Raw genomic sequence first — 26,287 nt, forward strand, 5'->3', positions numbered from 1 at the left:
ACGGGGTACGGCGGGCGGGACCTCACAGTACCGGCCCGGCCGTACCCCTGACGGATCAGGCGGGCAACGTGAAGTCGACGACGTGCAGCGCCGACGGCGTCGTACCGCTGGATTTCTCCTGGTACATGAAGGACAGGACGTTGTCGGCGGCGACCCGCGACTCGTCGATGACGACCTCGCCGAAGGCGTTCAGTCCGGAGCCGTCGTACAGGATCGTCCAGTCGGTGTAGCCGGACGCCTTGGAGGCGGCGGCGATCCGGCCGAAGGGGAAGATCGCGTAGGCGTTGCCGTACTTGTCCAGGAGCAGCTTGGTGCGCTGGCTGGAGTTCAGGGGGACCGGGATCTCGGTCTTCTGCCAGCTGCCGGAGCTGTTCTTGCGCAGGTGGAAGGCGCGTCCGTTGGCCGTGCGGTCGTTCACGTAGTTCGTCGTGCACTGGCCGAAGCGGCCGGGGACGTACGAGATGATCGCGTGCGGCAGGCCGGCGGCGTCGGTGGTCTGGCTCTCCTGGTTCATCAGGGAGTGGTCGGGGTTGAGGGCGTCGACCACGAGCCCGCTGTCGGTGACGGCGACCTTGTCGGAGCCGCCGGTGGTGCCGACGACGGCCCCCGCGTTGTTGCGCCAGGTGCGGCCCCGGTCGTCGGAGTAGACGTAGCCGGTGTCGTGGTTGGTGATGCCGCCCGAGGAGCACATCACCGAGCCGTTCTGCTCCCGCCAGGTGAAGAAGGAGTGCAGGCGGCCGTTCTTGTCGTAGTCGATGCCGTGCAGGTACATGTTGCGGGCCGTCGAGGAGCCGTGCTCGCTCGTGTACGTCCCCGTCGAACTGGACCACTCCCCGAGCGCCGTCCAGCCCGAACCGTCGTACTCCGCGAGGGCGTTGCGGCCGTTGCCGGAGATCGCGACCCGGTAGCTGAGCTGCAACTTCCCCTCGGGCGTGGCGATGAACTGCGGGTAGGTGAACTGGGTCGTCAGCGCCAGCCCGTCCAGCGTGGTCTGTACGGCGCCGAACGCGGCCGAAGTCCACGCCGTGGTACCGGGGTTGTCCATCAGCCCGGCGACCGACTTGACGTAGAAGAAGCCGTCGCTGTGGGAGTCCATGTTGAGGTGGAGGCGGCCGTCCACCTTGGAGACGCCCATGGAGATGACGTTGTGGGAGTCGTTCGCCTTGAGCTGGTGGGAGAGGGTGACCGTCGACCAGGACGAGGCGCCCAGGGCGCGGCGGGCGACGACCGCGTTGCGGGCGGCCGTGTACCAGACGGCGTACTGGTAGCCCTTGTAGGTCAACAGGCCGTTCTTCTGGAACGAGTTGTTGTTCACCAGGCCGTCGTAGGAGACGAAGAAGACGGCCTGGGCGTCGAGTTGGGTGTTCTGGCGGAGGCTGACGGAGGGGCCGGGGTCGGCCGCCCGTGCGGTGCCTGCTATGCCTGGCGTGCTCACGGCGGCAAGTATCGCCGTCGTGAGGACGGTACGTCTTTTCATGCGGCTCCTACAGAATCACGCTAGGTGGAAGACCTCGGTGAGCGGTTTCATGGCCTCGTCCGGGCGGGCGCCGTCCAGCGACTCGAAGAACGGCGCCATCTCGGCCTGCCAGCGGGCGTTGACGTCGGTGGCCTCCATGCCGGCCTGCGCGGCGGCGAAGTCGTCGGTCTCCAGGTAGCCCACCAGGAGACCGTCTTCGCGCAGGAAGAGCGAGTAGTTGCGCCAGCCGGTGGCGCTCAGCGCCGCCAGCATCTCCGGCCACACCTCGGCGTGGCGCTCGCGGTACTCGTCGAGCCGGTCGGCACGGACCTTGAGGAGAAAACAGACTCGCTGCATCAACGCCCCCTGAGTTTTAGACAACTGACTGTCAATCAGAAGTTGAACTGGTCGATGTTCTTCGCGTCGAACACGGTCGGCTTGCCCAGCGTGATCACGCCGTTCGCGCCGATCGTGTAGGTCGTCGCCCCCGCCTTGAAGGTCTCGCCCTCCTTGCCGGTGATCTGCCCCGAGGCCAGCGCGACGGCGGTCCGCGCCGCGAGGTCACCGAGCTTCGCCGGGTCCCACAGCTCGAACGCCTCGACGGTGCCGTTCTTGACGTAGTTGCGCATGTCGTTGGGGGTGCCGAGGCCGGTGAGCTTGACCTTGCCCTTGTACTTGGAGCCGGAGAGGTACTGGGCGGCGGCCTTGATGCCGACGGTGGTCGGGGAGATGATCCCCTTCAGGTTCGGGTACTCCTGGAGGAGGCCCTGGGTCTGCTGGAAGGACTGCTGCGCGTCGTCGTTGCCGTAGGCGATCTTGACGAGCTTGATGTCCTTGTACTTCGGGTCCTTGAGCTCTTCCTTCATGAACTCGATCCACGCGTTCTGGTTGGTCGCGGTCTGCGCGGCCGACAGGATCGCGATCTCGCCCTTGTAGCCGATCTGTTCGGCGAGGAGCTGCACCTCGGTGCGGCCGAGGTCCTCGCCGCTGGCCTGGGAGATGAAGGCGTTGCGGCACTCGGGGTTGGTGTCCGAGTCGTAGGTGACGACCTTGATGCCGTTGCCCATGGCGGTCTTCAGCGCCGGGCACAGCGCGCCCGGGTCCTGCGCGGAGACGGCGATCGCGTCGACCTGCTGCTGGGTGAGCGTGTTGACGTAGCTCACCTGGCCGGAGGTGTCGGTGGCGCTGGAGGGGCCGACTTCCTTGTAGCTGGAGCCGAGTTCCTTCAGCGCGGTCTCGCCGCCCTTGTCGGCGGAGGTGAAGTAGGGGTTGTTGACCTGCTTCGGCAGGAAGCCGACGGTCAGCCCCTTCTTGGTCGCGGCGTTCGGGTCGGCCTTGCCGCCGGTGTTCGCGGCGCCGCTGTTCTCGGTCTTCACGTCCTCCTTGGTGGTGCCGCCGCACGCGGTGGCGGTCAGGGCGAGGGAGGAGACGGCGGCGAGGGCGACGCAGGCGCGGCGGAGAGTGGTCTTGCGCATGGCGGGTTTCCTTTACGAGAGCGGAGTTACGACGTCGGTGTCGAGGCGGCTTGTCTGCCCGCCCTCGCGACGGAGATCTGGCGTGCGACCTTCGGGCCGAGCACCGAGATGACCAGCAGAACGCCGGTGACGACGATCTGCGACTGTGCGGAGACGTCCTGGAGGCTCATGACGTTCTGCGCGGTGCCGAGCAGGAACACCCCGGCGATGGCCCCGCCCAGCGTCCCCTTGCCCCCGTCGAAGTCGATGCCGCCGAGCAGTACGGCGGCGATGACGGAGAGTTCGAGGCCGGTGGCGTTGTCGTAGCGGGCGCTGGAGTAGTGCAGCGCCCAGAAGATGCCGGTCAGCGAGGCCATCAGACCGGTGACGACGAACAGGATCAGCTTGCCCCGCTTGACCCGGATGCCGGCGAACCGCGCGGCCTCCTCGCTGGCGCCGATCGCGAACACGGACCGCCCGAAGGGGGTGGCGTGCAGGACGACGACCGCGATGGCCAGCAGCACGAGGAACGGCAGGAACGCCTGCGGCAGGAAGCTGTCGCCGACCCGTCCGGCCGCGAAGTCGAGGTACTGGGACGGGAAGTCGGTGACCGCGTCGGAGCCGAGGACGATCTGCGCGATCCCCCGGTAGGCGGCGAGGGTACCGATGGTGACGGCGAGGGAGGGCAGGCCGAGGCGGGTCACGAGCAGCCCGTTGATCAGCCCGCACACCACGCCGAGGGCGAGGCAGATCGGGATGATCACCTCGATCGTCATGCCCTCGTTCCACAGCCGCCCCATGACGGCCCCGGAGAGCCCGGCGGTGGAGGCGACGGACAGGTCGATCTCGCCGGACACGACGAGCATCGTCATCGGCAGCGCGACGAGCGCGATCGGCAGCGTGTTCCCCAGCAGGAACGACAGGTTGAGCGCGTTGCCGAACCCGTCCACGGTGGTGAAGGAGAGCAGCAGCAGGACGACCAGCAGAGCACCGACGACGGTGTCCCAACGGACGGCCCTGGTCAGGGACTCAGGCACGGGGATCACCCTTCTTCTCTACGACGGTCTTCTGTGCGCCGTCGCCAGGTACGCCATTGCCGCCCGCGGCGATCCGCGCGGCCCCCGCCTTCTTCTTCAGCGAGGCGGCGACCCGCAGCGCGACGACCCGGTCGACGGCGATGGCGAGCAGCAGCAGGACGCCGTTGATGGCGAGCACCCACACGGAGCTGACCCCGAGTGCGGGCAGGACGCTGTTGACGGACGTCAGCAGCAGCGCGCCGAGCGCGGCGCCGTACACGCTCCCGGAGCCGCCGGTGAAGACGACCCCGCCGACGACGACGGCGCTGACGACGGTGAGTTCGTAGCCGTTGCCGGTGCCGGAGTCGACGTTCCCGAACCGCGCCAGGTACAGCGCGCCGGCGAGCCCGGCGAGGGCCCCGCAGAACGTGTACGCGGCGAGGATCCGCTTGCGGACGGGGATGCCGGCGAGCCGGGCGGCCTCGGGGTTGGAGCCGAGCGCGTACAGCTCGCGTCCGCTGCCGAAGTGCTTGAGGTAGTAGGCGGTCGCGACGAGCACGGCCAGCGCGATCAGCGCGAGGTAGGGGATCGCCGAGATGCCGCCGGAGCCGAAGTCGACGAACCCTTCGGGCAGGTCGGCGGCGGTGATCTGGCGGGAGCCGACCCAGATGGAGTCGATGCCCCGGATGATGTAGAGGGTGCCGAGGGTGACGACGAGCGCGGGGACCTGGCCGAGGCTGACGAGCAGGCCGTTGAGGAGCCCGCACCCGATGCCCAGCAGGACGGCGAGGGCGATGGCTACGGCGGAGTTCCCGCCGCCGTGCAGGTAGGTGCCGGCGGCGAAGGCGCTGATGCCGAGGGTGGAGCCGACGGACAGGTCGACGTTCCTCGTGATGACGACCAGCGACTGGCCGGTGGCGACCAGGACCAGGATCGTCGCGTTCAGCAGCAGGTCCTTGATGCCCTGCTCGGAGAGGAACTCGCTGTTGCCGGCCTGGGTGATGGCGATCATCACCAGGAAGACGACCAGGATGGCGAGTTCGCGCATCTTGAAGACACGGTCGACGAGCCGGGTCCCGGAGGACTTCGGCACCTCGACGGGGACGGCGCTCATGCGGCCCTCCCGGTGGCTGCGGCCATCACGGTTTCCTCGGTGGCGTCGGAGCGGGGGATCTCGGCGGTGATCCGGCCCTCGTGCATGACGAGGACACGGTCGGCCATACCGAGGATCTCGGGCAGGTCGGAGGAGATCATCAGGACGGCGACCCCGTCGGCCGCGAGTTCACTCAGCAGGCGGTGCACCTCGGCCTTCGTACCGACGTCGATGCCCCGGGTGGGTTCGTCGACGATCAGCACCTGGGGGCCGGTGGCCAGCCATTTCGCGAGGACGACCTTCTGCTGGTTTCCACCCGAAAGAGTGTTGACGGTGTCGGCCAGCCGGGCGTACTTGACCTGGAGCTTGACGGCCCAGTCGAGGGAGCGGCTGCGCTCGGCGCCCCGGTCCATGAGGCCGGCCTTCACGGTCGTCCGCAGCCCGGTGAGGCCGATGTTGCGTTCGATCGACATGTCCATCACGAGGCCCTGGGCGCGGCGGTCCTCGGGGACCAGGGCGAGCCCGGAGGCCATCGCGACGGACGGGGCGCCGTTGGTGAGCGGCCTGCCGTCGACGGTGACCTCGCCGCCGTCCCAGCGGTCGATGCCGAACACGGCCCGCGCGACCTCGGTACGGCCGGCGCCGACGAGCCCGGCGAGGCCGACGATCTCGCCGCGCCGTACGTCGAAGGAGACGTCGGTGAAGACGCCCTCGCGGGTCAGGCGGCGCACGCTCAGGGCGACGGCGCCGGGGGTGACGTCCTGCTTCGGGTACAGCTCGTCCAGGTCGCGGCCGACCATACGGCGTACGAGGTCGTCCTCGGTCATGCCGTCGATGGGCTCGCTGGCGATCCAGGCGCCGTCGCGCAGTGTCGTCACCCGCTGGCAGATCTCGAAGATCTCCTCCAGCCGGTGCGAGATGAACAGCACCGCCGCGCCCTGTTCGCGCAGGGTGCGGACGACGCCGAAGAGGCGGGCGACCTCGCTGCCGGTGAGGGCGGCGGTCGGCTCGTCCATGATCAGGACCCGGGCGTCGAAGGAGAGCGCCTTGGCGATCTCGACGATCTGCTGGTCGGCGATGGACAGGCCGCGCGCCGGGCGGTCGGGGTCGAGGGCGACGCCCAGGCGGGTCATCAGGGCGGCGGTGGCCGCGTGGGTGGCCTTGTGGTCGATCCGGCCGAGGGCGCGGCGCGGCTGGCGGCCCATGAAGATGTTCTCGGCGATCGACAGGTCGGGGAAGAGCGTGGGCTCCTGGTAGATCACGGCGATCCCGGCGTCGCGGGCGTCGCCCGGGCCGTGGAAGGCGACCGGTGAGCCGTCGAGCAGCACCTGGCCGGCGTCCGGCCTGTGCACCCCGGCGAGCGTCTTGATCAGCGTCGACTTGCCCGCGCCGTTCTCCCCGGCGAGCGCGTGCACCTCGCCGGGGAACAGCTCCAGGGAGACGCCGCGCAGGGCGCGGACGGCGCCGAAGGACTTGGCGACGTCCTTCAGCGCCAGCACCGGGGCGGGTCCCGAGTCGGACGGGTGGGTCATGGGGACTCCTCGACGACGACGTCGGCGGTGGGCCCCACGACGTCGTGAAAGGTTTCAACTGGATTGCCGGGACCGTAGGCACCACGGGCATGTCACGTCAATGGGTCCGTCTCGAAAAAATTTCGATAGCCGAAGGTCACGCGACGGTCACGGAGAACCCGCCCGGCCGGAGGGGTTGACACTCCCCCGACGTGCTCATAGCTTCCCCTTCTGAATCGTTTCATCCGACGCCTGCCTCTGGAGCCCGAAGTGACCGATCTCGCCGCGGTGAAGTCCGCACTGAAGAACCAGGCCGTCGAGACGCCGTCGTGGGCGTACGGGAACTCCGGGACCCGCTTCAAGGTGTTCGCCCAGCAGGGGGTTCCCCGCACGCCCTGGGAGAAGCTGGACGACGCCGCCCAGGTCCACGCGTTCACCGGCGTGGCGCCGACCGTCGCCCTCCACATTCCGTGGGACAAGGTCGAGGACTACGCGGCACTTGCGAAACATGCCGAGGAGCGGGGCCTCAAGCTCGGGGCCATCAACTCCAACACGTTTCAGGACGACGACTTCAAGCTCGGCAGCGTCTGCCACGCGGACGCGGCCGTACGGCGCAAGGCCGTCGGCCATCTCCTTGAGTGCATCGACATCATGGACGCCACCGGGTCCCGTGATCTGAAGCTCTGGTTCGCCGACGGGACGAACTATCCGGGGCAGGACGACATCGTTGCCCGGCAGGACCGGCTCGCTGAGGCGCTGGCCGCCGTGTACGAGCGGCTCGGCGACGACCAGCGGATGCTCCTCGAATACAAGTTCTTCGAGCCGGCCTTCTACACGACCGACGTCCCGGACTGGGGCACCGCCTACGCGCACTGCCTCAAGCTCGGGCCCAAGGCCCAGGTCGTCGTCGACACGGGGCATCACGCGCCGGGCACCAACATCGAGTTCATCGTCGCGCTGCTGCTGCGCGAGGGGAAGCTCGGCGGGTTCGACTTCAACTCGCGGTTCTACGCGGACGACGACCTGATGGTGGGGGCCGCGGACCCGTTCCAGCTGTTCCGGATCATGTACGAGGTGTCCCGGGGCGGGGGGTTCACCTCCGACGTCGCGTTCATGCTCGACCAGTGCCACAACCTCGAAGCGAAGATTCCGGCGATCATCCGGTCGGTGATGAACGTCCAGGAGGCCACGGCGAAGGCGCTGCTGGTCGACCGGGAGGCACTGGGCGCGGCCCAGGTCGCCGGGGATGTACTGGCGGCGAACGCGGTGCTGATGGACGCGTTCAACACGGACGTGCGGCCGCTGCTGCGGGAGGTGCGCGAGGAGATGGGGCTGGACGGGGACCCCATCGCGGCGTACGCGCGGTCCGGGTGGGCCGAGAAGATCGTGGCGGAGCGTGTGGGTGGGCAGCAGGCCGGGTGGGGGGCCTGAGCCTCCGACAGCCGACGTAAGAAACAGTCCCCTTCTCCCCAGAAAGCTAAGGAAAGATCCGTGAGCGTTCATCCCGAGGCTGCTGCCCTCATCGCTCGGTCGCGTCGGCTCGGTGCCGATCCTCGTAACACCAACTACGCCGGTGGCAACGCGTCCGCGAAGGGCGATGCCGTCGATCCCGTGACCGGGACCGACGTGCCGCTCATGTGGGTCAAGGGGTCCGGGGGCGACCTCGGGACGCTGACCGAGGCGGGGCTCGCCGTGCTGCGGCTCGACCGGCTGCACGCCCTGAAGGACGTGTACCCCGGTGTCGAGCGCGAGGACGAGATGGTCGCCGCGTTCGACTACTGCCTGCACGGCAAGGGCGGTGCCGCGCCCTCCATCGACACCGCCATGCACGGCCTCGTCGACGCCGCGCACGTCGACCACCTCCACCCCGACTCCGGGATCGCGCTCGCCTGCGCGGCCGACGGGGAGAAGCTGACCGCCGAGTGTTTCGGCGACACCGTCGCCTGGGTGCCCTGGCGGCGGCCCGGGTTCCAGCTCGGCCTCGACATCGCCGCCATCAAGGAGGCCAACCCGCAGGCCATCGGCGTGATCCTGGGCGGACACGGGATCACCGCCTGGGGCGACACGGCCGAGGAGTGCGAGCGCAACTCGCTGCACATCATCCGTACCGCCGAGGAGTTCCTCGCCTCGCGCGGCAAGGCCGAGCCGTTCGGTCCCGTGATCGAGGGGTACGAGGCTCTCCCGGACGCCGGCCGGCGGGAGCGGGCCGCCGCCCTCGCGCCGTACGTACGGGCGCTCGCGTCGCAGGACAAGCCGCAGGTCGGGCACTTCGACGACTCGGCGCCGGTGCTGGAGTTCCTCGCGCGCGCCGAGCACCCTCGACTGGCCGCGCTGGGGACGTCCTGCCCCGACCACTTCCTGCGCACGAAGGTCCGGCCGCTCGTCCTGGACCTGCCGCCGGCCGCGCCGCTGGAGGACGCGGTGGCCCGGCTCAAGGAGCTGCACGCCGAGTACCGTGAGGAGTACGCCGCCTACTACGCGCGGCACGCCGACGCCGACTCCCCCGCCCTGCGCGGCGCCGACCCGGCGATCGTGCTGATCCCGGGCGTCGGGATGTTCTCCTTCGGCAAGGACAAGCAGACCGCCCGTGTCGCCGGGGAGTTCTACGTCAACGCGATCAACGTGATGCGCGGGGCCGAGGCGGTCTCCTCGTACGCGCCGATCGAGGAGTCGGAGAAGTTCCGGATCGAGTACTGGGCGCTGGAGGAGGCGAAGCTCCAGCGGATGCCGAAGCCGAAGGCGCTGGCGACCCGGGTGGCGCTGGTGACCGGGGCCGGCAGCGGGATCGGGAAGGCGATCGCCGAGCGGCTGGTGGCCGAGGGCGCCTGTGTCGTCGTCGCGGACCTCAACGGCGACAACGCCGCTGCCGTGGCAGAGGAGTTGGGCGGTTCCGACAAGGCGGTGGCGGTCACGGTCGACGTGACGTCCGAGGAGCAGATCGCCTCCGCCTTCAAGGCCGCCGTGCTCGCGTTCGGCGGTGTGGATCTGGTCGTGAACAACGCCGGGATCTCCATCTCGAAGCCCCTCCTTGAGACTTCGGCGAAGGACTGGGACCTCCAGCACGACATCATGGCGCGCGGCTCGTTCCTGGTGTCGCGGGAGGCGGCGCGGGTGATGACCGCGCAGGGGATCGGCGGGGACATCGTCTACATCGCCTCGAAGAACTCCGTCTTCGCCGGGCCGAACAACATCGCGTACTCGGCGACCAAGGCCGACCAGGCCCACCAAGTACGGCTGCTCGCGGCCGAGTTGGGTGAGCACGGGATCCGGGTCAACGGCGTCAACCCCGACGGGGTCGTCCGCGGGTCCGGGATCTTCGCCGGGGGCTGGGGTGCCCAGCGGGCGGCGACCTACGGCATCGAGGAGGAGAAGCTCGGCGAGTTCTACGCGCAGCGGACCATCCTCAAGCGCGAGGTGCTGCCCGAGCACGTCGCGAACGCCGTGTTCGCGCTGACGGGCGGGGAGTTGACGCACACCACAGGGCTGCATGTACCGGTCGACGCGGGTGTGGCCGCCGCGTTCCTGCGGTGAGCGGGCGTCAGAAGGCGTACGCCGCCGTCGATTTGGGCGCGTCCAGTGGGCGTGTGATGGCCGGCCGGGTGAGTCCGGAGTCGCTGGAGCTGACGGAGGTGCACCGGTTCGCCAACCGGCCGGTGCGGCTGCCGGAGGGGCTGCGGTGGGACGTACTCGCCCTGTACGCCGGGGTGTTGGACGGGCTGAAGGCGGCCGGGCAGGTCGACTCCGTCGGCATCGACAGCTGGGCCGTGGACTACGGGCTGCTGGACGCCGACGGGGTGCTGCTCGGCAACCCCGTGCACTACCGGGACTCCCGTACGGAGGGGATCGCCGAGAAGGTGTGGGCGTCGGTTCCGGCCGCCGAGCTGTATGCGGCGACCGGGTTGCAGTACGCGCCCTTCAACACGCTGTACCAGCTCGTGGCGGCGCAGGGGTCCGATCAACTCGCGCACGCCTCACGGCTGTTGCTGATCCCGGACCTGCTGGCGTACTGGCTGACCGGGGAGCAGGGCACCGAGCTGACCAACGCCTCGACAACCCAGTTGATCGATCCCCGGACGCGGGACTGGTCGGCCGAGGTCGCCGAACGGGTCGGTGTCGACCTGGGGTTGTTCGCGCCCCTGCGGCAACCCGGCGACCACGCCGGGGAGTTGCTGCCCGCCGTGCTGGAGGAGACGGGGCTCACCGGCCCCGTCCCGGTGACGGCCGTCGCCTCGCACGACACCGCGTCCGCGGTGGCCGCCGTCCCCGCCGGGAGCGAGCGGTTCGCGTACATCAGCACGGGGACCTGGTCGCTGGCCGGTCTGGAGCTGGACGCGCCCGTGCTGAGCGAGGAGAGCCGGGCCGCGAACTTCACCAACGAGCTGGGGATCGACGGCACGGTCCGCTACCTGCGCAACATCATGGGGCTGTGGCTGCTCCAGGAGTGCGTACGGGCCTGGGGCGAACCGGATCTGGGGGCGCTCCTGCGGGAGGCCGCCGCCGCTCCGGCCCTGCGGTCGGTGGTGGACGCGGGCGACGCGGCGTTCCTCGCGCCGGGGCGGATGCCGGAGCGGATCGCCGAGGCGTGCCGGGCGTCGGGGCAGCCGGTCCCGGAGTCCCGGGGGGAGATCACGCGCTGCATCCTCGACTCCCTGGCCCTCGCGCACCGGCGGGCGATCGAGGACGCCCAGCGGCTCGCCGACCACCCCGTCGACGTCGTCCATGTCGTCGGCGGCGGGACCCGTAACGCGCTGCTGTGCCAACTGACCGCCGACGCCTGCGGATTGCCGGTGGTGGCGGGGCCGACGGAGGCCGCCGCGCTGGGGAACGTGCTGGTCCAGGCGCGCGCCCACGGGCTGGTGGGCGACCGTGCGGACATGCGGCGCCTGCTGGTCCAGAGCCTGCCGCTCACCCGGTACGAGCCCCAGGGGGGCACGGACCGGTGGCGCGAGGCGCAGGAGCGGCTCGGGGGGCGGTGAGGGTACCGGGGGTGGGGCGCGCATCCCGGGGACCGCGCCCCACCCCTTCTCCCCTCCGCGCTCGTCTCCGACTACTCTGCACTCATCCGATGACTGACCACGAGGAGCCGCGATGCGTGTCGCTCTGTTCCTGACCTGTGTCAACGACACGCTGTATCCGGACACCGGCCGGGCCGTGGTGAAGCTGCTGACCAGACTGGGCGTCGAGGTGGACTTCCCGATGGCGCAGACGTGCTGCGGGCAGGCCCACTACAACACCGGGTACCGGCATCAGGCGGAACCGCTGGCCCGGAAGTTCTCCGATGTCTTCGGGGGGTACGACGCGATCGTCACCCCGTCCGGATCGTGCGGGGCGATGGTCCGGGAACTGTATCCCCGGATGGGCGAGCGGGCCCGGGCGGAGGGCCGGGGGGACTCCCTGGCCGCGGTGCTCGCGCCGGTCGTACCGAAGACGTACGAGCTGACGGAGTTCCTGGTGGACGTGCTGGGGGTGACGGACGTGGGCGCGTACTACCCGCACACCGTGACCTACCACCCGACCTGTCACGGGCTGCGCAGCCTCGGGCTCGGCGGGCGGCCGTACCAACTCCTCAAGGCCGTCAAGGGACTTGAACTGATGGAGCTGCCGGGCGCGGACGAGTGCTGCGGGTTCGGGGGGACCTTCTCCGTGAAGAACTCCGACGTCTCGGCGGCGATGGGCGCGGACAAGGTCCGCAACGCCGCCGCGACCGGCGCGGAGGTGCTGTGCGCCGCCGACAACTCGTGTCTCATGCACATCGGGGGGACGATGACCCGGCTCAAGACCGGCATGCGGCCGGTGCACATCGCGGAGATCCTGGCGAGCACGGAGGAGGAACCCGCCGTATGAGCGGAACGTTCGTAGGGATGCCGGCGTTCCCGGTGGCCGCGAAGGAGGCCGTCGGCAACACGACGCTGCGCGGGAACCTGCGCCACGCCACGCACACGATCCGCGCCAAGCGCGCGAAGGCGGTCGCCGAGGTGTCGGACTGGGCGGAGCTGCGCGAGGCCGGCAAGCGGATCAAGGACCACACGCTGCGCCAACTCGACCGGTATCTGGTCCAGTTGGAGGAGTCGGTCACGGCTGCGGGCGGGATTGTGCACTGGGCGGCCGACGCCGCCGAGGCGAACGCGATCGTCACCCAACTCGTCAAGGAGACCGGCGAGACCGAGGTCGTCAAGGTCAAGTCGATGGCCACGCAGGAGATCGGCCTCAACGAGGCGCTCGAAGCGGAGGGCATCCACGCCTACGAGACCGATCTCGCCGAGCTGATCGTCCAGTTGGGCAAGGACCGGCCCTCGCACATCCTCGTCCCGGCGATCCACCGCAACCGGGGTGAGATCCGGGACATCTTCGAGCGCGAGATGAGCGAGTGGGGCCGCCCCGCCCCCGAGGGCCTCACCGACACGCCCGCCGAACTCGCCGAGGCGGCCCGGCTGCACCTGCGGGAGAAGTTCCTGCGGGCCAAGGTCGGCGTCTCCGGCGCGAACTTCATGGTCGCCGACACCGGCACCCTCGTCGTCGTCGAGTCCGAGGGCAACGGCCGGATGTGCCTGACCCTCCCCGAGACGCTGATCTCGGTCGTCGGCATCGAGAAGATCGTCCCGACCTGGCGGGACCTGGAGGTCTTCCTCCAGACCCTGCCGCGCTCCTCGACGGCCGAGCGCATGAACCCGTACACGAGCACCTGGACGGGTACGACGGACGGCGACGGGCCGCGCGTGTTCCACCTGGTCCTGCTGGACAACGGCCGCAGCGACACCCTCGCCGACGAGGTCGGACGGCAGGCACTGCGGTGCATCCGGTGCTCGGCGTGCCTGAACGTGTGCCCGGTGTACGAGCGGGCCGGGGGGCACGCGTACGGGTCGGTGTATCCGGGGCCGATCGGGGCGATCCTCAGTCCTCAACTCCGGGGCACGGGAAGCGAGATCGACGCCTCGCTGCCGTACGCGTCGTCGCTCTGCGGGGCGTGTTACGAGGTGTGCCCGGTCGCGATCGACATTCCCGAGGTGCTGGTGCATCTGCGGGAGCGGGTCGTGCAGGGCGGGCCCGTCGTGCGGGAGGGGAACCGGGTCGTGCTGAAGCCCGCGAAGGGGCATGCCGCCGAGCGGGCCGCGATGCGGGCGGCGGGGTGGGCGTTCGGACGGGCGGGCGCGTTGCGGGCGGGGCAGCGGGTCGCCTCGCGGAGCCGGCGGTTCCATCCGCGGACGCTGCCCGGGCCCGGCAAGGCGTGGAGCGGGACGCGGGATCTGCCGACGGTGCCCGTCGAGCCGTTCCGTGACTGGTGGCAGCGGACCCGAGGGGGCGCGAAGTGAGCAGCAGGGAACGGGTGTTGGGGCGGGTGCGGCGCGCTCTCGCGGAGGTGGCGGTCGATGACGCGCCGATCGAGCGGGGGTATCTGCGGGAGCACGGGGGGCTGAGCCCGGCGGAGTGTGTGGAGCTGCTGGCGGAGAACCTCGCGGACTACCGGGCGATCGTGCACCGGGCGGACTCCAAAGAGCTGCCTGGTCTGATTGTGCGATTGCTGGCCGATCGGGGTTCCCGGCACGTCGTGGTCCCGCCCGGACTGGACGCCGAGTGGCTCTCGGCGTCCGACGTCGAGCGGGTCGAGGACGTCGAGAGCAGCACCCCGGACGAGCTGGATCGCGTCGCCAGTGTCGTCACGGCGTGCGCGCTCGCCATCGCCGAGACCGGCACGATCGTCCTCGACGGCAGCCCCGACCAGGGGCGACGCCGGATCACGCTGGTCCCCGACCACCACATCTGCGTCGTCCGGGTGCCGGACCAGGTCGTGTCGTCCGTACCGCAGGCGCTCGAACGGCTCGATCCGCTGCGGCCGTTGACGTGGATCTCGGGTCCTTCGGCGACGAGTGACATCGAGCTGGACCGCGTGGAGGGGGTGCACGGGCCCCGGACGCTGGAGGTGATCCTGGTGGACAGTGACAAGGGGAGTGAACAAGCGCTTAGATAGGGGGGTCCGTCCGCACCGCTCCCCCGTCGGAGGCCCCGTTGTTCACGTCCGTCGACGACGTCTCCGCCCGCCTCGCCGAGGCCGGGTACCTCGCCTCCCCGGCGATCGCCACGACCGTCTTCCTCGCCGACCGCCTCGGCAAGCCGCTGCTCGTCGAGGGTCCGGCGGGGGTCGGGAAGACGGAGCTGGCGAAGGCCGTCGCGGCGGTGGGCGGCGCCGAACTGGTCCGCCTCCAGTGCTACGAGGGCATCGACGAGTCCCGCGCGCTGTACGAGTGGAACCACGCCAAGCAACTGCTGCGGATCAGCGCGGGGCGCGACGAGTCGTGGGACGAGGCGCGGACCGACATCTTCAGCGAGGAGTTCCTCCTGCCCCGGCCGCTGCTGACGGCGATCCGCGGGGACGCGCGCAAGGTGCTGCTGATCGACGAGACCGACAAGGCGGACGTCGAGGTGGAGGGGCTGCTCCTGGAGGTGCTCAGCGACTTCCAGGTCACCGTCCCGGAGTTGGGTACGGTCACCGCGACGCACCGGCCGTTCGTCGTCCTCACCTCCAACGCCAGCCGGGAACTGTCCGAGGCGCTGCGGCGGCGCTGCCTCTTCCTGCACATCGGGTTCCCGGAAGAGGAACTGGAGCGGCGGATCGTCCGGCTGAAGGTGCCCGGCGTCGAGGAGGCGCTCGCCTCGTCGGTCGTCCGGGTCGTGGGGGCGCTGCGGGCGATGGACCTGCGCAAGGCGCCCTCGGTCGCGGAGACCGTCGACTGGGCGCGGACCCTGCTCGCGCTCGGCGCGGACACGCTGGACGAGACCGTCGTGCGCGAGACCCTCGGGGTCGTCCTCAAGCACCAGGACGACATCCTCAAGGCCGCCGCGAAGCTCGACCTGGACTCGGTGTGAACGACGTCGCGGCGCGGCTGGCCGCGTTCACCGGCGTGCTGCGCGAGCACGGGGTGTCCGTCGGGACCGGCGAGACCGTCGACGCGGCCGAGGCGGTGGCCGTGCTCGGGTTCGACGACCGGGAGGTGCTGCGGGAGGGGCTCGCCGCGACCCTGCTGCACACGCCGGGGCAACGGGCCGTGTTCGACGCCGTGTTCGACCTGTACTTCCCGCGCTCCGTCGGGGCGCCCGGCGGGGTGCCCGGTGACCGGGAGTCGCTGCGGGACCGGCTCGCTCGGGCCCTCGCGGACGACGACTCGGTGGCGCTGGGGCAGTTGGCCGTCGAGGCGGTCGACGGCCTCGGCGGGTACGGGAGTTCGCCGGGCTCGGACGGCTGGTCGGCGCACCAGACCCTCGAACGGCTGCGCCCGCAGACCCTGTTGGCGCGGGTCCGCGACGATGTGCGCTCGCGGGGCGGCGGTTCGGGGTTCACCGGCCGGCTCCTCGACGACGAACTCCGGCGGCGCATCGAGGAGTTCCGGGGCCTGGTCGCCGCCGAGGCGCGGCGCCGGGTGGCCGAGCGGCGGGGGCGGGAGATGATCGCGCGGCGCGCGGTCGCGCCCACCGCGGACCGGGTGGACTTCCTGTACGCCGGGCGCGACCGGCTGGCCGAACTGCGGCGTACGGTGCAGCCGTTGGCGCGCAAGCTCGCGACGCGGCTGGCGGCGCGGCGGCGGCGTGCGTCGCGGGGGACGATCGATCTGCGGCGTACGCTGCGGGCCTCGCTGTCGACGGGCGGGGTGCCCGTCCGTCCGGTGCTGCGCCGGCGGCGGCCCGTGCGGCCCGAACTGGTCCTGCTCTGCGACATGTCCGGGTCCGTGTCGGGGTTCTCCGACTTCACGATGCTGCTCGTGCAGGCCCTCCACGACCAGTTCTCGAAGGTCCGCGTCTTCGCGTTCGTCAACCGCGTCGACGAGGTGACCGGCTTCCTGCGGCACGGCGCCGCCGACCCGGCGGGGCTCGGCGCGGCCATCCAGGCGTCGGCGAACCTCACCCGGTGGCACGGGAGCAGTGACTACGGCGTCGCCCTGGGCGAGTTCGCCGAGCGGTACGCCCTCACGCTGACCCCCCGCACGACCGTCTTCGTCCTCGGTGACGCCCGCACCAACATGAGCGACCCGAACCTGCCCGCCCTGCGCGAGATCGCCGACCGCGCGCGGCGTGTGCACTGGCTGAACCCCGAGCCCCGCTCCCTCTGGGGTACGGGGGACTCCGCCGCCCCCGAGTACGCCGAGCTGGTCGCGATGCACGAGTGCCGCACCGCCCGCCAGCTCGGCGAACTCGTCAGCCGACTGCTCCCCGTCTGACCTACTGGTCCGCCTTCGCGTACTCCTTCGCCATCGACCCCGCGAAGTCGTACACGATCACCTGGTCGTCGCCCACCACCCACGCGTCGTGCCCGGGCGGGCAGACGAACACGTCGCCGGGGCCGACCTCGCCCTCGCCTCCGTCGTCCATCCGGATGTGCATACGGCCCTGGACGACGTAACCGTTGTGGTGGATCTCGCAGCTGTCCGTGCCCGCGAGGGGGGCCACCGACTCGGACCAGCGCCAGCCCGGTTCGAAGGTCGCCACGGCGAAGTCGAGCCCCGTGAGGTGGACGGCTTCGAGGTGACCGCGCGGGAAATCGCGCCGTTCGTCGGGCTTGTCGAGCGTCTTCGTCTCCAGCATGACGCTCCTCCCTTCCGGCCACGCCAACATCACGGCCGGGACCGGCCCCCCGGCCTCCGCTTCCGGCCCTACCTCTCCATGGTCCGCCTGTCCAGCGGGGTCCGCCATTCGGGGGAACCGGCGTTACGGAGGGGCTGCCGGGGAACCGGCGTTACGGAGGGGGTGCCGGGGAACCGGCGTCATCGGGGCCGCCGGACCGGCATCGCCACAGAAGCCCCCTCACGCCCCTCCCCCGCACAGCGCCGCGAACCGCTCCGCGTCCACGTTCCCGCCCGACACGATCAGCCCGACCTTGCCGGTCAGCCCCTCCACCCGTCCCGCGAGCAGCGCCGCCAGCGGAGTCGCCCCGCTCGGTTCGACCACGATCTTCAGGCGCTCGAACGCGAACCGCATCGCCGCCCTGATCTCGTCGTCCGAGACGAGCTCCACGGCCTCGACCAGCTGCTGGATCACCGCGAAGGTCAGCTCCCCCGGCGTGTCCAGGGCCTGTCCGTCGGCGATCGTGCGCGGGATCGGGACGCTGACGCGGTGACCGGCCTCCAGGGACCGCTTCGTGTCGTCCCCGGCCTCCGGCTCCACGCCGATCACCCGGGCGCGGGGCGCGAGCCCCTTCACGGCGGTGGCGGACCCGGCGATCAGCCCGCCGCCGCCGACCGGCACCAGCAGGGCGTCCAACGCGCCGGCCTCTTCGACGAGTTCGAGCGCGGCCGTGCCCTGGCCGGCCATCACGTGGGGGTGGTTGTAGGGCGGGATCAGGGTCAGGCCCCGGTCGGCGGCGAGGGCCTCACTGATGGCCTCGCGGTCACCGGTGTACCGGTCGTACAGGACGATCTCGGCGCCGTACCCGGCGGTCGCCTCCAGCTTGGAGCGCGGGGCGTCCTCCGGCATGAGGATGACGGCCGTCGTGCCGAGTTCGCGGGCGGCGAGGGCGACGGCCTGGGCGTGGTTGCCGGAGGAGTACGCGGCGAGGCCCCGCGCCAACTGCTCCGGGGGCAGCCGGGAGGCCGCATTGTAGGCGCCCCGGAACTTGAAGGCGCCGATCCGCTGGAGGTTCTCGCACTTCAGGTACACCTCGGCGCCGACCCGCTCGTCCAGCGTCCGGGACCGCAGCACCGGGGTGCGGTGCGCGACGCCGTCGAGGCGGGCGGCGGCCTCCCGGACGTCGTCGAAGCTGATCGGCAGGGCTGTGGTCGTCATCGGTGGTCCACCTCTCAAGTCGGTCACGTGCATTCAGCGAGACTCTTCCGCTCTCGCCTGCGACAGATAGCTGTACGCCGAGGCCCTGGAGATCCCGAGCCGGGTCGCGACCTGCTCCACGGAGTGCCGGACGGCGAACACCCCTCGCGCGTCCAGGCTCCGGAACAGTTCGAGGCGGCGTGGGCGGTCGAGGTCGGACCAGGTCCCCTCGCGGGCGGGAAGGTGCGTGTCGACTAGGACGTCCACCACGGAGTCGATGTCGTGCTCGAACGTCGTCACCGGCGTCTGCGCCACCGGCACGGCCGGTCCGGCGAGCGCGCCCAGCAGCGTCTGCACCTTGGCGACCTCGGTGATGTCCACGTTCACGCACAGGGCGCCGAAGACCGAGCCGCCCGAGTCCCGCAGCACCATCGTGGACGACTTCACCATCTTGCCCCCGACCGTGCGGGTCACGTAGTTCAGGTCGTCCGACGCCTTGTCTCCCCCGGCGAGCACCCGCAGCCCGATCTCGCTCATCGCGGCCCCCACCACACGCCCGGTGACCTCACCCGCGACCGCCACCACGGAGCGCTCGGGGCGCCGGTAGTCGTGCAGCACCACCTCGCACACCGGCCCGAACGTCGCCACGAGCCCCTCGACGACCGGCCGCAGCGCCGCCAGGATCGCGTCCCGCTCGGCGTCCCTGCTCCCGCTTCCCGCCATCCCTCCGCCCTCCTCTCCGCCATTTAGACTACACATCCAGAGCCTGGACGAACAGTCCACCTTCGAGTGAACCCCCACGGCCCGAACCCCCGGCGAACCCCCGACGGACCCCTGGCGCCCCCGATTCCCGCTTCCCTACGATGAGTTCGCCTCCGCGCCCCGGCGGAGCCGACCTGGGGGGAGCCTCATGCGGCCCGGTGAACGCCTGTCCATGGACATCGACGCCGCGGTGCCCACCGCGGCCCGGATGTACGACCACTACCTCGGCGGCAAGGACAACTACGCGGCGGACCGAGCGGCCTGCGAACAGCTCGACAAGGTCGTCCCGAGCACCCGCGCCCTCGCGCTGAACAACCGCCGCTTCCTCCAGCGGGTGGTCCGCACGCTCGCGCGCGAGTACGGCGTCCGGCAGTTCCTGGACCACGGCTCGGGCCTGCCCACGCAGGACAACGTCCACCAGGTCGCCCAGCGCGTCGACCCGGCGGCGCACGTGGTGTACGTCGACAACGACCCGATGGTCCTCGTGCACGGCCGTGCGCTGCTGGAGGAGGACGGGCGCACGGCCGTCATCCACGCGGACCTGCGGCGCACGGAGGAGATCTTCACCCACCCCGACACCGAGCGCCTGATCGACTTCTCCCAGCCGGTGGCCGTGCTGTTCAACTCGGTGTTCCACTGCATCCCGGACGACGAGCAGGACGGTCCCGACGCCGTCGTCCGCAGGGTCGTCGAGCGGCTCGCGCCCGGCAGCTTCCTGGTGATGTGCCAGCTCGTCAGCGAGGACGCGGAGGTGCGGAAGTTCGTCACGGACTTCATGGACCAGGCGACGCAGGGGCACTGGGGCCGGGTGCGCCAGGAGCGGGACGTCGCCGCGTGGTTCGAGGGCCTGGAGATCCTGGAACCGGGCCTGCTGGAGGTGTCCACCTGGCGCCCGGACACGGAGGTCGCGCCGCGCCAGCAGACCCTGGAGTGGATCGAGTTCGGCGGAGTGGGCCGGATCCCGTCCTGAACCCCGCCGGCCGGGCCGTCCGCTATCCGGGGTAGCGCTCCGCCATCACCTGTCTCAGCAGCCCCAGCGAGTCACGGGGGTCGAGGGCCTGGTCCGCCAGCCGGTCCAGCGCCGCCCGGTACTCCTCGGTCTCCTCCTGCGCCTCCACGAAGACCGCTCCGGCGAGGTGCTCCAGGTAGACGACGTCGGGCAGGTCGACGCCGCCGAAGCGCAGGTAGGTCACCGGCAGGGGCGGTGCGGAGGCGACCGCGCCGTCCAACGGGACGACCTGGAGCGTGACATGGGGGCGCCCGGCCATCTCGACGAGGTGGGCCAGCTCCTCGCGCATCACGTCCCGCCCGCCGATCACCCGCAGCAGCACGGACTCGTCGACGATCGCCCACAGCGCGGGCGCGTCCGGGCGGTGCAGGAGTTCGGCCCGCCGCATCCGCAGGTCGACCCGGCGCTCGACCTCGCGCGAGGGGGCGCGGGGCAGCCCGCGTTCGACGACGGCACGGGCGTACGCGGGGGTCTGCAACAGGCCCGGCACGTACTGGATCTCGAAGGTGCGGATCGCGGTGGCGCCCTCCTGGAGGCCGACGAGCCGGTCGAACCACTCGGGCATGAGCCGCTTGTCGTACCGCTGCCACCAGCCGGGTTCGCCCGCCCGGCGCAGGAGTTGGAGCAGGACGCTCGCCTCGTACTCCTCGGCGTCGTAGAGCCGCAGCAGGAGGCGTACGTCGGTCTCGGCGGGCGGTTTGCGGCCCTTGCCGGACTCGATGCGGGAGAGCTTCGCCGGGGAGAACCCGGCGGCGCGGGCCGCCTCCTCCTGGGCGAGGCCCTTGTCCTCGCGCATTCCGGCGAGCTGGAGGCCGACCAGCGTCTTCAGCAGGGTCGGCGCGGGCTCTTGCCGGTTCAGATACGGTGCGAGGCGGGAGACGCGAGGTGACTCCGCGGACATCCTGAACTCCTCAGGGCCGGGCACATGACGAGGCCGTGCTTTTCCGACCGGATTATCCCATCAAGTGGTCGAACTCGCCGTCCTTCACGCCCGCGAGGAACGCCGCGATCTCGTCCGGCGTGTAGACGAGCGCGGGGCCGTCGGGGTCGCGGGAGTTGCGCAGGGCGACGGAACCGCCGGGCAGGGCCGCTGCCTCCACACAGTTGCCGGTCGCGTTGCTGTGGCGGCTCTTGGTCCAGCGGGCGTCCAGCGAGCTCGCCCGTACTCCGTTCTCCACCGGCACGGCTGCCTCCTGGGTGGTGAGGGCAATTTCCCGTGAAATTGCACGCGGCCATCGACACCGTGGATAATAGACAGGCCGACAACCGGTGTGCCAGAGCCCCGACTTGACGTCGTCCCAGGGAGAAGCCGTGCCGCCACGCGCCCCGTTCCCCACCGCGAAGTCCGCGACCCTGGATCTCACAGGCAGCCGGGAGGGGTTCGCCGAGGCCCGCGACTTCACCCACCGCACGCTGGACGACTGGGAGTTGGAGCACCGCCTCGACGTCGACGACGCGGTCGCGGTGGTCACCGAACTCGCCGCCAACGCCGTGCTGCACGCCCTCCCGCACGCGGATACGTGTGACGTACGCGTCCGGCTCACCCTGCGCCGTACGCATCTGATGTGCGCGGTCACCGACCGCAGCGACGACGTCCCCGTGTACCCGCACACGGCCGATCCGCTCGTCGAGCACGGCCGGGGGCTCAGGATCGTCGAGGCGCTGTCGCAGCACTGGGGGTGGACGAAACGCGCGCCTGTGGGCAAGACCGTCTGGGCCATGCTCCCGACCCGCGGTCCGGCCTGATCCGATCGCCCCGATCACCGGCGTCAGCTGCCGGTACTGGGCTAGCCTCGTACTTCCCGTCCCAGACGAACTGACGTACGGCGAACATCACTTCGGGGTTGATCTGTGTCAGACCAGCGACCGGTCCCACCGGGTCCGGTGACGAACGAGGCCGGTGCCCTCCGGCGGACCGGCGCGCAGCCGCTGCGGCCCGGCGACCCGGACCGCGTCGGTCCGTACGCGACTCTCGCGCTGCTCGGCAGCGGCGGCATGGGCCGGGTGTACCTGGGGCGGGCCGCCGACGACGGACCCGGGCTGTTCGCGGTGAAGGTGATCAGGCCCGAGTACGCCGAAGACCCCCGTTTCCGCCGCCGGTTCGAGCGCGAGGCGCTGGTCCACGACCGGATCCGCACGGCTCGCGCGCCGCGCTTACGGGGCACCGGCTTCGAGGCCGAACTCCTGTGGATGGCAACGGAGTACATCCCGTCCCTCGACCTCGCCGACTCGGTCCGCGAGGACGGCGCGCTGCCGACGGCCGCCGTGTGGCGCCTTGTTGCCGAACTCGGCGAGGCGCTGGGCGTGTTGGCCGAGGCGCATGTCGTGCACCGCGACCTGAAGCCGTCCAACGTGCTGCTCTCGGACCGGGGGACGCACGTCATAGACTTCGGCATCGCCAAGGCGGTCGACGTCAGCGCGATCACCGGCACGGGCAACCGGGTCGGCACGCCCGCGTACATGTCCCCGGAGTATCTGCGCACGGGCCACTGCGACACCGCCTCCGACGTGTTCTCGCTGGCCGGGACGCTCATCTACGCCGCCGCGGGCCGCGCCCCGTTCGGGGACGGCACGGGCGTGGACGTCATGCACCGCGTGGCGTTCGAGGAGCCCGACGCGGAGGTCCTCGCGAAGGTGACGGCCGCCGACCCCGGCCTCGGCGCCCTGCTCGCCTCCTGCCTCGCCAAGGACCCCGCCGAGCGCCCCACCCCGGCCGCGCTGACCGCGTCCGCCGCACCCCACGTCACCTCCCCCGACTGGCCCGAGCCGCTGCGCACCCGGGTCCGTGAACTGCGCGAGGCGTACGACGTGTTGCACGACATGCCGGTGGCGCTGGTGCCTCTCCTGCGCCCGCGCGGCCACCGCCCGCCGCTCGGCGCGACGCCCCCGCCGGGCCCGCTGAGCCGCCCGGCGCCGGAGGCCGTGGTGATCCCGCCGGTCGCGGACAGCGGGGTGGCACAGACGCCGGGGTCGCTGGCGTACGGGGCCGCGGAGCCCGGGGAGTCGGCGTACAGGGCCGCGGAGTCAGGGGAGTTGGCGGAGCCGGCCTCCCCGCAACCGGAGCATGAGGGCAACTCGCCGGACTCGAACGGCACTTCAGGAGAGACAGGAGCCGGCGCCGCCAAGCCCTTCCTCGCCGGACCCGGCCGCCGTCGCCGCAAGCGGCTCATCATCGCCACCACCGGCGTCTCCCTGTGCGCGGTCGCGGCCGGCACGTTCGTGCTGACCCGCCCCGGCAGCCCCGCGTCCGCCGCCCCGCCGAGGAACAGCGTCGTGACCACCGACGGCACCCCGGGCCCGGGCGCGGCGTCCTCGTCGGGCACGCCGAGCGGCACGAAGACCATCTCCGGCGACCGCGCCGGTTCGCGGCCCGGCACGGACGGCGGCGAGAGCTCCTCCGCGCCCACCCCCGACGGCTCGGCCGGCGAAGGCTCCGTGCCCGACGTGCCGACCCCCTCGGCGGGCCCGAGCGGCGGCGCCGTCGACCCGGGCCCCACGCCGGGCGTGGAGTCCCCGTCCACCGACCCCGATCCCCATCCCGCGACCTGCGCCTACTACTCGGGCAACGGCCCGGTCGGCCCCGGCGACAGCGGCAAGAAGGTCAAGCAGGCGCAGTGTCTGCTGGTCGCGCGAGGATACGGCGTCGGCGGCGAGGACGGCACTTTCGGGCCAGGCACGGAGGCCGCGGTACGCAGTTTCCAGGACGCGGCGGATCTGGGTGTGACAGGCTCCGTGGACCGGGCGACGTGGGGAGCGCTGCGCTCCGGTTGACGGTCCTCCGACGTGACACGCCGGTCGTGGAGATCGACCGGGCTGTGTGAAACTTGGACGGCTTGGGCCGAACGATGAACACCGGCGATCGCTCGATGCTAAGAATTGGCCAGATCAGATCGAGCCCCGCCCCACCCTGCCCGGACGTGTGCGGGCTCGGAACCGAATGGGACGCACTTGCCGAACACCTCAGCCGACGCCCCGGCGGCCGAGCCCACGAGAGGGCCCGCGGAGAAGCCCGCGAGGACGCCGCTCACCAGCAACTGGCCGGTGGCCAGGCGGCTTCGGGCCGTGCTGCTGCTCCCGGTGCTCGTGACCCTGGTTCTCGGCGGGATCCGGGTGCGGGACTCGCTGGAGACCTGGCGGGCCGCCGACGACGCGGTCCGGGTGGCCGAACTCGTGCGCGCCGCCAGCCAGTACGCGAGCGACGCGATCAACGAACGGGACGTCTCCGTCGTCCCGTTGCTCAGTGGCCAGCGGGACGCGGCGGTCGTCGCCGAGGCGCGCAGAGTGACCGACGCGGACGCGAAGGCGTTCGCCGAGGCCGTCGAACGGATGCCGCAGGAAGGCCGGTTGATCCGCCGGGTCGCCCTGGTGCGGGCCGGGGAGCGGCAGTTGCCGCAGGTGCGGGCCGCCGCGTTCACCGCGCAGACGACGGGCGTGCAGACCGAGGAGAGCTACTACGCCGTCCAGCACCCCTTGATGGAGATGTCCAACGAGCTGGGCTACGGCCGCTCCAACCAGTCCAGTTTCGGCCGTTCCCTGTACGCGATCTCCCTCACGCAGGCCGCCGAGTCGCTGATCCGGTCCATCGGCACCCACCTCCTGGTCGGCGACCGCGACAAGCTCGCCCGGGGCGAACTCGCCGCCCAGCTCAGCGCGTTCAGCTCGTACGCCTACCTCGAACAGGTCGCGCTGCTCGAATACGCGGCGGCGGGCACCCCCGACGACACGACCCGCCTCCAGCAGGCCCTGGCGACGGCGCAGGCGCGCGGGCAGGAGCGCAACGCGCAGGCCGAGGCCGAGGCGAAAGCCGCCGGGCGGACGTACGTGGCGCCGCCGACGATCGCCACGATGGTCGAGCGGATCTCCACGGGGGCGTCCATCGAGGACCTCGCCGAAGAAGGCATCACCGCCGAGTCGTTCTTCGCGTCCTCCACGCTCGGCTTCGACGCCTACCGCAGCGTCCAGGTGCAGCTGGTGGACAGCGCGCTCACCAACGCCCGTGCCATCGCGGACGATTCGCGTGACGACGCGATCCTGACCGGCGCTCTGGTGCTGGCGGCGATCCTGCTGGCGTTCCTGTTCGCGGCGTGGATGGCCCGCCTCACCAGCCGGGGCATGCGCTCCCTGAGCGCCTCCGCGATCGACATCGCCGAGCGTCAACTCCCCGAGCTGATCGGCCGGTTGTCGCAGAACGACCCGCACACCGTCGACCCCCGGGTGCGGCCGATCCCGATCACCTCCACGGACGAGATCGGCGAAGTCGCCCGCGCCTTCGACCACGTCCATCGCGAGGCGGCCCGACTCGCCGCCGTCCAGGCGAGGTTGCGGGGTCAGGTGAACGCCATCTTCACCAACCTCTCGCGCCGCAACCAGTCCCTCGTCGAGCGCCAGCTCGCCCTGATCGGCGAGCTGGAGGACCACGAGACGGACCCGCAGCAACTGGAGAACCTCTTCCGCCTCGACCACCTCGCCACCCGGGTCCGGCGCAACGGGGAGAACCTCCTCGTCCTCGGCGGCGAGCGGCCCGGCCAACTCTGGGACCGGCCACTGCCGTTGGTGGACGTGGTGCGGGCGGCGTCCTCCGAGGTGGAGAGCTACGAGCGGATCGAGCTGGCGGGCGTCCCGGACGTCGAGATCGGCGGCCCGGCCGTCACCGACCTGGTGCACCTGCTGGCCGAACTCCTGGAGAACGCCACGTCGTTCTCGTCGCCGAAGGCGCCGGTGCGGGTCCTGGCGACCCGGCTGCCGGACGGCGGGGTCATGGTCGAGATCCACGACCAGGGCATCGGGCTGCGCCCCGAGGACTTCGCGACGATCAACCGCAAGCTCGCCGATCCCCCGGCCCCCGACGCGACCGCCTCCCAGCACATGGGCCTGTTCGTGGTGAGCCGGCTCGCCCACCGTCACGGCATCCGGGTCCAGCTGCGGCCGTCCGCCGCCCGGTCGGGCACGACGTCCCTCGTCATGCTCCCGGTGACGGTCACCGACCACACCCTTCCCGACTCCGACACGCTGACCCTGCGCCGCAAGATCCCGGCTCAGCGGGTGGCCGAGGACCCGTTCGCCGGCTACGAGTCGTGGAGCGACCACACGCCCTCCGACGACACGCAGGAGAAGGTGGAACGCTCCCTGCTGCGGCCGCGCTGGGGGCGCAGGAAGGCGTCCGCGAAGAAGGAACCCGCGAAGGACTGAGCGGTACGGGCCGGGGCGTGCCGCGCTCGCCCCGGCCCGTCATGATGGT

The 26,287-nt window shown here is 71.2% G+C and carries 23 protein-coding genes; 12 read left to right on the forward strand and 11 right to left on the reverse strand.

Annotation, left to right across the window (positions count from 1 at the left end):
* Window positions 1-55: 55 nt before the first annotated feature.
* Genes ACLZOT_RS13210 through ACLZOT_RS13235 form a run of 6 tightly spaced genes read right to left on the reverse strand, consistent with a single transcriptional unit; the run spans window position 56 to window position 6,551 of the window.
* Window positions 56-1,477, reverse strand: coding sequence for a BNR repeat-containing protein (locus ACLZOT_RS13210; RefSeq protein ID WP_416969026.1), 1,422 nt, complete (start codon window positions 1,475-1,477; stop codon window positions 56-58).
* 15 nt (window positions 1,478-1,492) lie between these two features.
* Window positions 1,493-1,813: an L-rhamnose mutarotase gene (locus tag ACLZOT_RS13215; protein WP_416969027.1), complete on the reverse strand. Its 321-nt coding sequence runs from the start codon at window positions 1,811-1,813 to the stop codon at window positions 1,493-1,495.
* A gap of 35 nt (window positions 1,814-1,848) precedes the next feature.
* Window positions 1,849-2,931 carry a rhamnose ABC transporter substrate-binding protein gene (rhaS, locus tag ACLZOT_RS13220; RefSeq protein WP_416969028.1) on the reverse strand — a complete coding sequence of 361 codons (1,083 nt, stop codon included), beginning with the start codon at window positions 2,929-2,931 and terminating at the stop codon, window positions 1,849-1,851.
* 26 nt (window positions 2,932-2,957) lie between these two features.
* Entirely contained in the window at window positions 2,958-3,947 is a 990-nt protein-coding gene (locus ACLZOT_RS13225; protein ID WP_416969029.1) for an ABC transporter permease, read from the reverse strand.
* Complete coding sequence (locus ACLZOT_RS13230) at window positions 3,940-5,040, reverse strand: ABC transporter permease (RefSeq protein WP_416969030.1); 1,101 nt, start codon at window positions 5,038-5,040, stop codon at window positions 3,940-3,942. The genes ACLZOT_RS13225 and ACLZOT_RS13230 overlap by 8 nt, the downstream gene beginning before the upstream one ends.
* Window positions 5,037-6,551, reverse strand: a complete 1,515-nt coding sequence (locus ACLZOT_RS13235) for a sugar ABC transporter ATP-binding protein (protein WP_416969031.1) — start codon at window positions 6,549-6,551, stop codon at window positions 5,037-5,039. The genes ACLZOT_RS13230 and ACLZOT_RS13235 overlap by 4 nt, the downstream gene beginning before the upstream one ends.
* A gap of 249 nt (window positions 6,552-6,800) precedes the next feature.
* Between ACLZOT_RS13235 and rhaI the strand changes: the two genes are divergently transcribed.
* The 8 genes from rhaI (at window position 6,801) to ACLZOT_RS13275 (ending at window position 16,738) form a co-directional block, all read left to right on the forward strand.
* Entirely contained in the window at window positions 6,801-7,961 is a 1,161-nt protein-coding gene (rhaI, locus tag ACLZOT_RS13240) for an L-rhamnose isomerase (RefSeq protein WP_416969032.1), read from the forward strand.
* A 60-nt stretch (window positions 7,962-8,021) separates the two neighbouring features.
* Entirely contained in the window at window positions 8,022-10,061 is a 2,040-nt protein-coding gene (locus tag ACLZOT_RS13245; protein ID WP_416969033.1) for a bifunctional aldolase/short-chain dehydrogenase, read from the forward strand.
* Window positions 10,062-10,117: 56 nt separating this feature from the next.
* Window positions 10,118-11,506, forward strand: coding sequence for a rhamnulokinase (locus tag ACLZOT_RS13250; RefSeq protein WP_416969073.1), 1,389 nt, complete (start codon window positions 10,118-10,120; stop codon window positions 11,504-11,506).
* A gap of 112 nt (window positions 11,507-11,618) precedes the next feature.
* Entirely contained in the window at window positions 11,619-12,374 is a 756-nt protein-coding gene (locus ACLZOT_RS13255) for a (Fe-S)-binding protein (RefSeq protein ID WP_416969034.1), read from the forward strand.
* Window positions 12,371-13,840: a LutB/LldF family L-lactate oxidation iron-sulfur protein gene (locus ACLZOT_RS13260; protein ID WP_416969035.1), complete on the forward strand. Its 1,470-nt coding sequence runs from the start codon at window positions 12,371-12,373 to the stop codon at window positions 13,838-13,840. Before ACLZOT_RS13255 ends, ACLZOT_RS13260 begins: the two co-directional genes overlap by 4 nt.
* Entirely contained in the window at window positions 13,837-14,496 is a 660-nt protein-coding gene (locus ACLZOT_RS13265; protein ID WP_416969036.1) for a LutC/YkgG family protein, read from the forward strand. Before ACLZOT_RS13260 ends, ACLZOT_RS13265 begins: the two co-directional genes overlap by 4 nt.
* Before the next feature lie 38 nt (window positions 14,497-14,534).
* On the forward strand, window positions 14,535-15,392 hold the full coding sequence (locus ACLZOT_RS13270; RefSeq protein ID WP_416969037.1) for an AAA family ATPase: 858 nt from the start codon (window positions 14,535-14,537) through the stop codon (window positions 15,390-15,392).
* Complete coding sequence (locus ACLZOT_RS13275; protein ID WP_416969038.1) at window positions 15,389-16,738, forward strand: vWA domain-containing protein; 1,350 nt, start codon at window positions 15,389-15,391, stop codon at window positions 16,736-16,738. The genes ACLZOT_RS13270 and ACLZOT_RS13275 overlap by 4 nt, the downstream gene beginning before the upstream one ends.
* A 1-nt stretch (window position 16,739) precedes the next feature.
* Here the strand turns inward: ACLZOT_RS13275 and ACLZOT_RS13280 are convergent, their stop codons facing one another.
* The 3 genes from ACLZOT_RS13280 to ACLZOT_RS13290 all read right to left on the reverse strand — a co-directional run bounded on the left by ACLZOT_RS13280 (window position 16,740) and on the right by ACLZOT_RS13290 (window position 19,001).
* Entirely contained in the window at window positions 16,740-17,102 is a 363-nt protein-coding gene (locus ACLZOT_RS13280) for a cupin domain-containing protein (protein WP_416969039.1), read from the reverse strand.
* A 219-nt stretch (window positions 17,103-17,321) separates the two neighbouring features.
* Window positions 17,322-18,299, reverse strand: a complete 978-nt coding sequence (locus ACLZOT_RS13285; protein ID WP_416969040.1) for a threo-3-hydroxy-L-aspartate ammonia-lyase — start codon at window positions 18,297-18,299, stop codon at window positions 17,322-17,324.
* Between the two features lie 33 nt (window positions 18,300-18,332).
* Window positions 18,333-19,001 carry a helix-turn-helix transcriptional regulator gene (locus ACLZOT_RS13290; RefSeq protein ID WP_416969041.1) on the reverse strand — a complete coding sequence of 223 codons (669 nt, stop codon included), beginning with the start codon at window positions 18,999-19,001 and terminating at the stop codon, window positions 18,333-18,335.
* Between the two features lie 187 nt (window positions 19,002-19,188).
* On the opposite strand from ACLZOT_RS13290, the gene ACLZOT_RS13295 reads away from it, so the two are divergent.
* Window positions 19,189-20,010 (forward strand): SAM-dependent methyltransferase, encoded by an 822-nt coding sequence (locus ACLZOT_RS13295; protein WP_416969042.1) that lies wholly within the window; start codon window positions 19,189-19,191, stop codon window positions 20,008-20,010.
* Between the two features lie 22 nt (window positions 20,011-20,032).
* On the opposite strand, the gene ACLZOT_RS13300 is transcribed toward ACLZOT_RS13295, so the two are convergent.
* Window positions 20,033-20,950, reverse strand: coding sequence for a helix-turn-helix domain-containing protein (locus tag ACLZOT_RS13300; protein ID WP_416969043.1), 918 nt, complete (start codon window positions 20,948-20,950; stop codon window positions 20,033-20,035).
* A gap of 52 nt (window positions 20,951-21,002) precedes the next feature.
* Window positions 21,003-21,227, reverse strand: coding sequence for a DUF397 domain-containing protein (locus ACLZOT_RS13305; RefSeq protein ID WP_416969074.1), 225 nt, complete (start codon window positions 21,225-21,227; stop codon window positions 21,003-21,005).
* A 133-nt stretch (window positions 21,228-21,360) separates the two neighbouring features.
* On the opposite strand from ACLZOT_RS13305, the gene ACLZOT_RS13310 reads away from it, so the two are divergent.
* The 3 genes from ACLZOT_RS13310 (at window position 21,361) to ACLZOT_RS13320 (ending at window position 26,238) form a co-directional block, all read left to right on the forward strand.
* On the forward strand, window positions 21,361-21,795 hold the full coding sequence (locus ACLZOT_RS13310; protein WP_416969044.1) for an ATP-binding protein: 435 nt from the start codon (window positions 21,361-21,363) through the stop codon (window positions 21,793-21,795).
* Window positions 21,796-21,933: 138 nt separating this feature from the next.
* Window positions 21,934-23,820, forward strand: coding sequence for a protein kinase domain-containing protein (locus tag ACLZOT_RS13315; RefSeq protein WP_416969045.1), 1,887 nt, complete (start codon window positions 21,934-21,936; stop codon window positions 23,818-23,820).
* A 270-nt stretch (window positions 23,821-24,090) separates the two neighbouring features.
* Window positions 24,091-26,238, forward strand: coding sequence for a nitrate- and nitrite sensing domain-containing protein (locus ACLZOT_RS13320; protein WP_416969075.1), 2,148 nt, complete (start codon window positions 24,091-24,093; stop codon window positions 26,236-26,238).
* Window positions 26,239-26,287: the final 49 nt, after the last annotated feature.

Source organism: Streptomyces sp. 4F14 (assembly GCF_048159485.1).
Taxonomy (GTDB): domain Bacteria; phylum Actinomycetota; class Actinomycetes; order Streptomycetales; family Streptomycetaceae; genus Streptomyces.